8 protein-coding genes and 1 pseudogene are annotated in these 8,638 nt (G+C 70.5%); 7 read left to right on the forward strand and 2 right to left on the reverse strand.

The genetic code is table 11. The features are described 5' to 3' along the window. Positions 1-419, reverse strand: a 419-nt coding sequence (locus tag ACWCSD_RS41085) for an ATP-binding protein (RefSeq protein WP_449923018.1), incomplete at its 3' end; no start/stop codon positions are given. A 258-nt stretch (positions 420-677) separates the two neighbouring features. On the opposite strand from ACWCSD_RS41085, the gene ACWCSD_RS41090 reads away from it, so the two are divergent. From ACWCSD_RS41090 to ACWCSD_RS41120, 7 genes are all read left to right on the forward strand, one after another. Beyond that, positions 678-1,385 (forward strand): GntR family transcriptional regulator, encoded by a 708-nt coding sequence (locus ACWCSD_RS41090; protein WP_397160797.1) that lies wholly within the window; start codon positions 678-680, stop codon positions 1,383-1,385. A 229-nt stretch (positions 1,386-1,614) separates the two neighbouring features. Continuing rightward, positions 1,615-4,125: a DNA translocase FtsK gene (locus tag ACWCSD_RS41095; RefSeq protein ID WP_397160795.1), complete on the forward strand. Its 2,511-nt coding sequence runs from the start codon at positions 1,615-1,617 to the stop codon at positions 4,123-4,125. 77 nt (positions 4,126-4,202) lie between these two features. Then, positions 4,203-4,967, forward strand: a complete 765-nt coding sequence (locus ACWCSD_RS41100) for a helix-turn-helix domain-containing protein (protein WP_358291873.1) — start codon at positions 4,203-4,205, stop codon at positions 4,965-4,967. Between the two features lie 58 nt (positions 4,968-5,025). Further along, positions 5,026-6,435 (forward strand): 30S ribosomal protein S12 methylthiotransferase RimO, encoded by a 1,410-nt coding sequence (gene rimO, locus ACWCSD_RS41105; RefSeq protein WP_357985699.1) that lies wholly within the window; start codon positions 5,026-5,028, stop codon positions 6,433-6,435. Beyond that, positions 6,432-7,004, forward strand: a complete 573-nt coding sequence (gene pgsA / locus ACWCSD_RS41110; RefSeq protein ID WP_357985696.1) for a CDP-diacylglycerol--glycerol-3-phosphate 3-phosphatidyltransferase — start codon at positions 6,432-6,434, stop codon at positions 7,002-7,004. Before rimO ends, pgsA begins: the two co-directional genes overlap by 4 nt. An 8-nt stretch (positions 7,005-7,012) precedes the next feature. Next, positions 7,013-7,504, forward strand: a complete 492-nt coding sequence (locus ACWCSD_RS41115; RefSeq protein ID WP_387672272.1) for a CinA family protein — start codon at positions 7,013-7,015, stop codon at positions 7,502-7,504. Positions 7,505-7,790: 286 nt separating this feature from the next. Then, complete coding sequence (locus ACWCSD_RS41120) at positions 7,791-8,147, forward strand: helix-turn-helix domain-containing protein (protein WP_352323171.1); 357 nt, start codon at positions 7,791-7,793, stop codon at positions 8,145-8,147. Here the strand turns inward: ACWCSD_RS41120 and ACWCSD_RS41125 are convergent. Beyond that, positions 8,144-8,638, reverse strand: a pseudogene (locus ACWCSD_RS41125) (DNA glycosylase); the annotation flags it as partial. The gene ACWCSD_RS41120 and the pseudogene ACWCSD_RS41125 overlap by 4 nt on opposite strands.

Genomic DNA, 8,638 nt, shown 5'->3' on the forward strand with positions numbered 1-8,638 from the left:
ACAACCCGGGCTACGTGACCGCGCTCAACCGGTTCAAGACCCTGGTCGACACCTGCACCGACACCGGCAAGGGCACCAACGGCGTGCTCTACAGCCAGCGCCAGCCCGCGCCCGGACGTGCGCGCGGGGTCGGTGGACATGGCCTCGGGGGTCGGGACCGTCCTGCCGGGCCGGTGGTCGTCGACCTCGATCTCCAGCCTGGCCGGGCTCGCCGCGACGTCGAGGCGGCAGGTCAGCTCGATGCCGGTGCCCGCGTGCAGCACGGCGTTGGTGACGAGCTCGCTGGTCAGCAGCACCGCGTCCTCCGTCAGGTGGTTGAGGCGCCACTCGCCGAGCACCTGGCGGATGAAGCGGCGCGCGTGCGCCGGGGCGTGCGGAGTGCCGTCGAAGGCTGTGCTCGACACTCTGGTCGTGTCCACTGTGCGTCCTAGAACATCACTCGTTGTGGCAGTTCGGTCACAGTCAGAGTGTCAGATGGGTGCCGTTGATACCTCCGGTTGTGAAGAAGGTGCTCCCGGCTGGCGCACGTCCCGCGGAAGGCCGGCCAACGGCGCCGCGTCGCCCGCCGCGGTAGGCCGGCCAGGCCGGTGAGCGAGCCGCCGAGGATCCCGGGGCGGCGGAAAGGCTGCCCGCATGTGGCCGGGGGATGAACCCTGCGGCACCTTTAAGGTGTTCACGTGCCACGACAAGCCCGCTACCGGGAGATCGCCCAAGTCCTCGGCAGGTCCATCGAGTCGGGCGAGCTGGCGCCGGGCGAGCGCCTGCCGACCGAGGACGCGCTGGCCGAGCGCTACGGCGTCCACCGGCTGACCGCCCGCCAGGCGATGGTGGAGCTGCGCAAGGCCGGCCTGGTCGAGACCCGGCAGGGGCTCGGGAGCTTCGTCAGGCGGGCGCCGCGCCGGATCGAGGTCTCCGTCGATCCCGAGACGCGCCGGCACCGCCCTTCGGACATCGCGGGCATGGCGGGCGTGTTCGGCGGCGGCGAGCGGATCGTGGAGCGCGCGGAGGCGGCGCATCCGGTGGCCGCCGGTCACCTGCGGCTGCCCGGCGGCGTCGTGCACGAGATCACCACCCTGCTCCGCAACGCCGAGCGGCCCTGCGTGCTCAGTCGCTACCGCCTGGCCCCCGAGCTGGCCGGGCTGCGCCTCGACGCCAGGGCGGGCGTGCTCGCCGCGCTGGAGGCCGCCGGGCACGCCTACCGCTACGCCTGGCACGCCATCTCGGCCGAGCCCGCCGACCTGCACGACCAGAGCATGCTGGAGATGCAGGCGGGCGAGGCGGTGCTGGTGCGGGAGGGGCTGCTCACGCACGACGGGCAGCCCCTGTGTCACGTCGAGCGGCGCTGCCGCGGCGACATGATCTCGTTCGTCACCCGATATGACTGAGCAGGACCTCGGTGTCCAGCTCGTAGCCTCCCCGACCGCCGGTCCGCCGAGCCGTGCAGCGGCCCCTCGGGCACGACACGGACGTCGGCGAGCTGGATCAGCGCGTACGTCATGACGGCGGACGACGCCACTGAACGTGATCAGCCATCTATATGAATACAGTAGGACATTTCGGGCGCACGGCGCGTCTCCGCGCGTGCGACGCCGTCTCCGACGTACCTTTGGCATCATGGCCACCCGTACGCCGAAAAGCGCATCGAAGGGGCCGGCGAAGCGGTCGACCTCGCCTCGATCGACCCCCGCGAAGCGGCCGGCCACGGCGGCGGGGCGACCGAGGGCGAAGGCCGCGAGCTCCGGCCGCAAGTCCTCCGTGACCCATCCCGACCCGATCAGCTGGGTCTTCACGATGATCGGCAAGCTGATCGTCGGGCTGTGGATGCTGCTAGCCAACGGCATCGGCAGCACCGCCCGCGCGCTCGGCAAGAACGCCCGCGAGCTCGACCCCGCACACCGGCGCGACGGCGTGGGCCTGTCGGTGCTGGCCGGCGCGATCGTGCTGGCCTCGATGACCTGGCGCAACCCCGAGGGCACGGTCTCCGGCGTCGTGAACACCGTCGTGCACGCCGTGTTCGGCTCGCTGGCCTGGGCGCTGCCGCTGCTGCTCGGCCTGCTGGCCTGGCGCTACCTGCGCCACCCCGACCAGAACGCCGACACCGGCCGCATGGTCATCGGGTGGAGCGCGCTCATGGTCGGCGTGCTCGGCGTCATTCACGTGGCCAACGACACCCCCTACCCGGCGGGCCAGGGGCAGGGCATGGACAAGGTGTCGGCCGCCGGCGGCATGATCGGGTTCATCGTGTCGGCGCCGCCGATGAGCATCCTGCCGTCCTGGATCACGATCCCGCTGCTCCTGCTCCTGTCCGGGTTCGGCGTGCTGGTGATCACCGCCACGCCCGTCCACCGCATCCCCGAGCGGCTGTCGGAGCTGCGGCACATGTTGTTCGAGCGGCACGCCGAGCCGCTCGCCCCGCGCGAGCCCGCCAAGCGCCGGCCGCGGGCCAAGAAGGCGGAGGTCGAGGGCGCCGAGACGGTCAAGCCGTACGACACCCCGGTCATCGCCGAGAAGGACAAGCTGGCCGACCACTCGCCGGAGATCGTGCCGGGGCTCGTCGACGGGCCCGCGGACGAGGAGCCGTCCGTGCCCGAGCGCAGGCCGGAGCCGCCGGAGCCCACGCCCGCGCCGCGCAAGGTCGAGCAGCTCGTGCTGTCGCCGCAGGCGGGGCCGTACAGCCTGCCCGACCTGCAGTTCCTCAAGCCAGGCACCGCGCCCAAGCCGCAGACCAAGGCCAACACGACCGTGGTCAACGCGCTGACCAGCGTGCTGGAGCAGTTCTCCATCGACGCGCAGGTGATCGGCTTCACCCGCGGCCCGACGGTCACCCGCTACGAGATCGAGCTGGGCCCGGCGGTCAAGGTGGAGAAGGTCACCGCCCTCACCAAGAACATCGCCTACGCCGTCAAGTCGGCCGACGTCAGGATCCTGTCTCCCATCCCCGGCAAGTCGGCGATCGGCGTCGAGATCCCCAACGCCGACAAGGACCTGGTCGCGCTCGGCGACGTGCTGCGCTCCCAGGTGGCCCAGGCCGACCACCACCCGATGATCGTGGGCCTGGGCAAGGACGTCGAGGGACGGACCATCGTCGCCAACCTCGCCAAGATGCCCCACCTGCTCATCGCGGGCGCGACCGGCGCCGGCAAGTCGGTCTGCGTCAACGGCCTCATCACCAGCATCCTCATGCGCTCCACCCCCGACGAGGTGCGCATGGTGCTGGTCGACCCCAAGCGCGTCGAGCTCAGCGTCTACGAGGGCATCCCGCACCTCATCACGCCCATCATCACCAACCCGAAGAAGGCCGCGGAGGCCCTGGAATGGGTCGTGGGCGAGATGGACCGCCGCTACGACGACCTGGCCGCCAGCGGGTTCCGGCACGTCGACGAGTTCAACAAGGCCGTGCGCGCGGGCAAGCTCGTGCCGCCGCCGGGCAGCGAGCGGGTCTACCAGCCGTACCCGTACCTGCTGGTGATCGTGGACGAGCTGGCCGACCTCATGATGGTGGCCCCGCGCGACGTCGAGGACTCGATCGTGCGCATCACGCAGCTCGCCCGCGCGGCCGGCATCCACCTGGTGATCGCCACCCAGCGGCCCTCGGTCGACGTCGTCACCGGCCTGATCAAGGCCAACGTGCCGTCCAGGCTGGCCTTCGCGGTGTCGTCGCTGACCGACTCGCGGGTCATCCTCGACCAGCCGGGCGCCGACAAGCTGGTCGGCCAGGGTGATGCGCTGTTCCTGCCGATGGGCGCGAGCAAGCCCATCCGGATCCAGAACGCGTACGTCTCGGAGAAGGAGATCGCCGAGATCGTCACGCACTGCAAGGAGCAGATGCAGGTCGAGTACCGCGACGACGTGGCCGCCGCGCCGGTCAAGCGGGAGATCGACGAGGAGATCGGCGACGACCTCGACCTGCTGATCCAGGCCGCCGAGCTGATCGTGACCACCCAGTTCGGCTCGACCTCGATGTTGCAGCGCAAGCTGCGGGTCGGCTTCGCCAAGGCCGGACGGCTGATGGACCTGCTGGAGAGCCGCAACGTGGTGGGCCCCAGCGAAGGCTCCAAGGCCCGCGAAGTCCTGGTGAAACCGGACGATCTGCCCGGGTTGCTGGCCGACCTGCGTGGCGAATGACCCCAATGCACAGGTCCACGGCGATAACTGATTGAATATGAACCACTACGCACTGTCGTGGTGGGGAGGCGTTCGCTGTGCAGGAACAGAGCATCGGGGCCATGCTGGCAGCGGCCAGGCAGGCGGCGGGATTGACGGTCGCGCAGGTCAGCGCGGCGACCCGGATCCGAGAAACGATCATCAACCGGATCGAGCAGGAAGACTACGAACAGTGCGGGGGCGGGTTCTACGCCCGCGGTCACGTCAAGGCCATAGCCAAGGTCGTCGGGCTCGATCCCGAGGCCACGGTCCACCTGTTCGACCAGCAACACGGCGGGGCGCCGCAGCCCGTCCGCGCCGCCGCCGTGTTCCAGGCCGACCGCACGCTCGCCCTGCGCGAACGCCGGGGGCCCAACTGGACGATGGCGCTCGGCGTGGCGCTGGCCGTCGTGGTGGTGTTCGGCACGGTGCGCGTGCTCGGCGGCGCGAGCGACCAGGTGCGCACCGCCGACGTGCACGCCATCACGCCCAAGCCCAGCGTGCCGCCGAACACGCCCATCACCGAGGGGCCCAGGGCCGCGGCGGGCAAGGGCAAAGCGGGCAAAGGCATGGTCACCCTGAAGATCGAGGCCAGGCGTACGTCGTACGTGAACGTGCGCGACGGTCAGGGCCGGATGCTCTTCGCCGGGATGTTGAAGGCCGGAGACAGCTCGACCTGGCGGGCCGCTGAGAAGGTCAGCCTGCTCCTCGGTGACGCCGGAGCGGTGTCCTTGCAGGTCAACGGCAAGAAGGTGGACAAACTCGGGGGCCGGGGCGAGATGGTGACCCGCTCGTTCGGCCTCGACGCGTCGCCTCCGCGGTAGTCCGGCGGGGAGGCCGTGCATCAGGTGGTGGCCAACTCCCGATACCGTAGTGTTCACCATGTCATCCCGCCGAACCGCATCGCTGATCACCCTGGGCTGCGCGCGCAACGAGGTCGACTCCGAGGAGCTGGCCGCGCGACTAGAGGCTGCCGGCTGGCAGCTGGGCGACGACGACCCCGACGTCGTCGTCGTCAACACGTGTGGCTTCATTGACTCGGCCAAGAAAGACTCCATCGACACGCTGCTCGCCGCCGCCGACTCCGGGGCGAAGGTGGTGGCCGCGGGTTGCATGGCCGAGCGCTACGGCAACGAGCTGGCCGAGGCACTGCCCGAGGCGAGCGCCGTCATCTCCTTCGACGACTACACCGAGATCGGCGGCCGGCTCGACGACGTGCTGGCCGGGCGTCCGCTCAAGCCGCACACGCCGCGCGACCGCCGCACGCTGCTGCCCATCTCGCCGGTCGAGCGCGGCAGCGCGCCCAAGACCGGCATCCCGGGCCACGGCGAGCTGCCGGACGGGCTCGCGCCCGCCAGCGGCCCGCGCGTGCTGCGCAAGCGCCTCGACGAGAGCCCGGTCGCCTCGCTCAAGCTGGCCTCCGGCTGCGACCGGCGCTGCACGTTCTGCGCCATCCCGGCCTTCCGCGGGGCCTACGTCTCGCGCAACCCCGACGAGCTGCTCGCCGAGGCCGACTGGCTGGCTCATCGCGGCGTGCGCGAGCTCGTCCTGGTCTCGGAGAACTCCACCTCCTACGGCAAGGACCTGGGCGACCTGCGGGCGCTGGAGAAGCTGCTGCCGCAGCTCGCCGCCGTGCCGGGCATCGACCGGGTGCGGGTCAGCTACCTGCAGCCCGCCGAGCTGCGGCCGGGGCTGATCGACGTCATCACCGCCACCGAGGGCGTGGCCGACTACTTCGACCTGTCCTTCCAGCACGCCAGCGGCGGCGTCCTGCGCCGGATGCGCCGCTTCGGCGACCCCGAGCGGTTCCTCGGCCTCCTGGAGAGCGTGCGCAAGGGCGCTCCCGAGGCGGGCGTGCGCTCCAACTTCATCGTGGGCTTCCCGGGCGAGACCGAGGAGGAGTTCGGCGAGCTGGTCGGCTTCCTGGAGCAGGCCAGGCTCGACGTGATCGGCGTGTTCGGCTACTCCGACGAAGACGGCACGGAGGCGGCCGGCCTGCCGGGCAAGCTCGACCAGGAGGTCATCGACGAGCGCGTGCGCGTGCTCACCGAGCTGGCGGAGGAACTGACCGCCCAGCGCGCGGAGGAGCGCATCGGCACGGAGGTCGACGTGCTCATCGACGACGACCTGGGAGACGGCGGCTACGAGGGCCGGGCCGCCCACCAGGGCCCGGAGGTCGACGGCTCGGTGACGGTCCAGGGCATCGGCCTGGTCAAGGGACAGATCGTGCGCGCGGTCGTGGTCGACGCCGAGGGGGTTGACCTGATCGCGCGCATCAAGGCCAGTCCATGACCAGGGACGAGCGCCGCGTGGTGAGCCCGTGGAACATCGCCAACGTCCTCACGGTCCTCCGGTTGGCGCTCGTCCCCTTCTTCGTCGCATGCCTGTTCCTGCCCGGCACCGGCTGGCGGCTGGCCGCCCTGGGGGTGTTCGGGGTCGCCTCGATCACCGACCATCTCGACGGCGAGCTGGCCCGCCGCTACGGGCTGATCACCGATTTCGGCAAGATCGCCGACCCGATCGCCGACAAGGCGCTCACCGGGGCGGCGCTGGTGTGCCTGTCGATCCTCGACGAGCTGCCGTGGTGGGTCACGATCGTGATCCTGGGCCGCGAGCTGGGCATCACCCTGCTCCGGCTGGTCCTGCTGCGGCACGCGGTCATCCCGGCCAGCTACGGCGGCAAGGTCAAGACCGTGCTGCAGATCGCCGCCATCGTGCTCTACATCCTGCCGGGGGTGCCCGACCCGCTGCGATGGGTGGTGATGGGCGCGGCGCTGGTCGTGACCGTCGCGACGGGCGTCGACTATCTCGTACGGGCGGTCAAGCTGCGCCAGGTGGCCAGACGGGCGCGTGGGGAGTGAGCTGAGCGATGGCGGACGTGGCCGAGGTTCTGGCCCTGCTGGTGCGGCAGGACGCCACCGTGGCGGTGGCCGAGTCGCTGACCGGCGGGCTCATCGGGGCCGCGTTCACGTCGGTCTCGGGGGCGTCCAAGGCGTTCCGGGGCGGGGTGATCTCCTACGCCACCGATCTCAAGCGTGATCTGCTGGGCGTGCCCGGCGAGCTGCTGAGCCGCGAGGGGGCCGTGCATCCCGAGGTGGCCGCGGCGATGGCCGAAGGGGTGGCCCGGGTGTGCGGGGCGGCATACGGGCTGGCCGTGACGGGTGTGGCCGGCCCAGAACCCCAGGACGGAAAGCCCGTGGGCCTGGTGTACGCCGCGGTCCACGGCCCGGGCGGGGAGAACCTGGTGCGTGCGTTGAGCCTTGAGGGGTCGCGCGAACGTATCCGGGTAAGGACGGTGCACGAGGCAGTCGATCTCCTCGCAGGTGTGCTGAAGGCCAACAAAGGGGAACATTCCGGATGATTACCGTGTTACGTCCCGAGCGAACATGCGAAGCACGGTCTGACGCGGTGTCGGTGGATACGGGTACGGTGGAGCTGTGAGTGAGGTCCGTGAGCCAACTGCAAGCACCGAGCGCCCGGCAGGCGGGCCTGATGAGTCGCGCGACCAGGCACGAGCGGCAGACCCGGGGAGGCGACGCCCCATGATGACGGCGAGGAGTATGTACGAAGCCAAGAAGACCAATGTGCGGCACGATCCGATCGCGCGGGGCGTGGTGAAGACATCCACGCCGGGGAGGGAGCGACAGATGATTCTGCTGCGTCAGCTGCTCGGTGACGTGCTGAGGCGGTTGCGGGTGCGTCAGGGGCGCACGCTACGCGAGGTGTCCACGCTGGCGCGTGTCTCGCTCGGTTATCTTTCCGAGGTCGAGCGTGGCCAGAAGGAAGCCTCGTCCGAGCTGCTCGCGTCCATTTGCGGTGCCCTCGGTGTGCCGCTCTCGCAGGTGTTGCGTGAGGTTTCCGACCAGTTCGCGCTGGCGGAGCTCCAGGCCGCGCCTGTTCTGGCCGACATGCCCGAGCACGAGCGCCTGCCCCTTGCCGAGACGGTTCCCGGTTCGATCGGCGACACTGTCTTCCCCGAGGTCAAGGACATGGTGGCGGCCTAACGCGGCTGGCAGCCACCACACCACAGGATCAGCCTTTCCTGTGGCTGTGCCCCCATCTCCCCGCGGCTGATGCGCGTGCCGCATCGGCGACAGGGTCTCCCTGCCCTGCCGTAGACCCAGGTCTGGTTCGCCGGGCGGCGATCACCTGTCGTCACCGTGCCGCCATGCCCCTTGTTGGCCTCCAGCAGCCGGTGGGCCAGCGTGACGAGCCCTTCGAGATCCTCGATCTCCCCGACCTTCCGCCACGGCCAGATCCCGCGCAGGAACAGGGTCTCGGCGCGATAGATCGTGCCGATCCCCGCCAGGTTGCGCTGATCGAGCAGCGCTTCGCCGATCGTCCTGTCCGGTGCCGCTCGCAGCCTTCGCACGGCCTCGCCCGGATCCCAGTCGGCGCCCAGCAGGTCCGGCCCCAGGTGCCCCACCAGGCGCTCCTCGTCGGCGGTCGTGACCAGGTCGACCATGCCGAGCTTGATCCCCACCGCCTGCCACTC

This window comes from Nonomuraea sp. NPDC001684 (assembly GCF_053596515.1).

Excerpts from the sequence above, each read along its gene's own strand:
- ACWCSD_RS41095 (WP_397160795.1), top strand. The coding sequence starts at position 1,615 with ATGGCCACCCGTACGCCGAAAAGCGCATCGAAGGGGCCGGCGAAGCGG.
- rimO (WP_357985699.1), top strand. The coding sequence starts at position 5,026 with ATGTCATCCCGCCGAACCGCATCGCTGATCACCCTGGGCTGCGCGCGC.
- pgsA (WP_357985696.1), top strand. The coding sequence starts at position 6,432 with ATGACCAGGGACGAGCGCCGCGTGGTGAGCCCGTGGAACATCGCCAAC.
- ACWCSD_RS41115 (WP_387672272.1), top strand. The coding sequence starts at position 7,013 with ATGGCGGACGTGGCCGAGGTTCTGGCCCTGCTGGTGCGGCAGGACGCC.
- ACWCSD_RS41120 (WP_352323171.1), top strand. The coding sequence starts at position 7,791 with ATGATTCTGCTGCGTCAGCTGCTCGGTGACGTGCTGAGGCGGTTGCGG.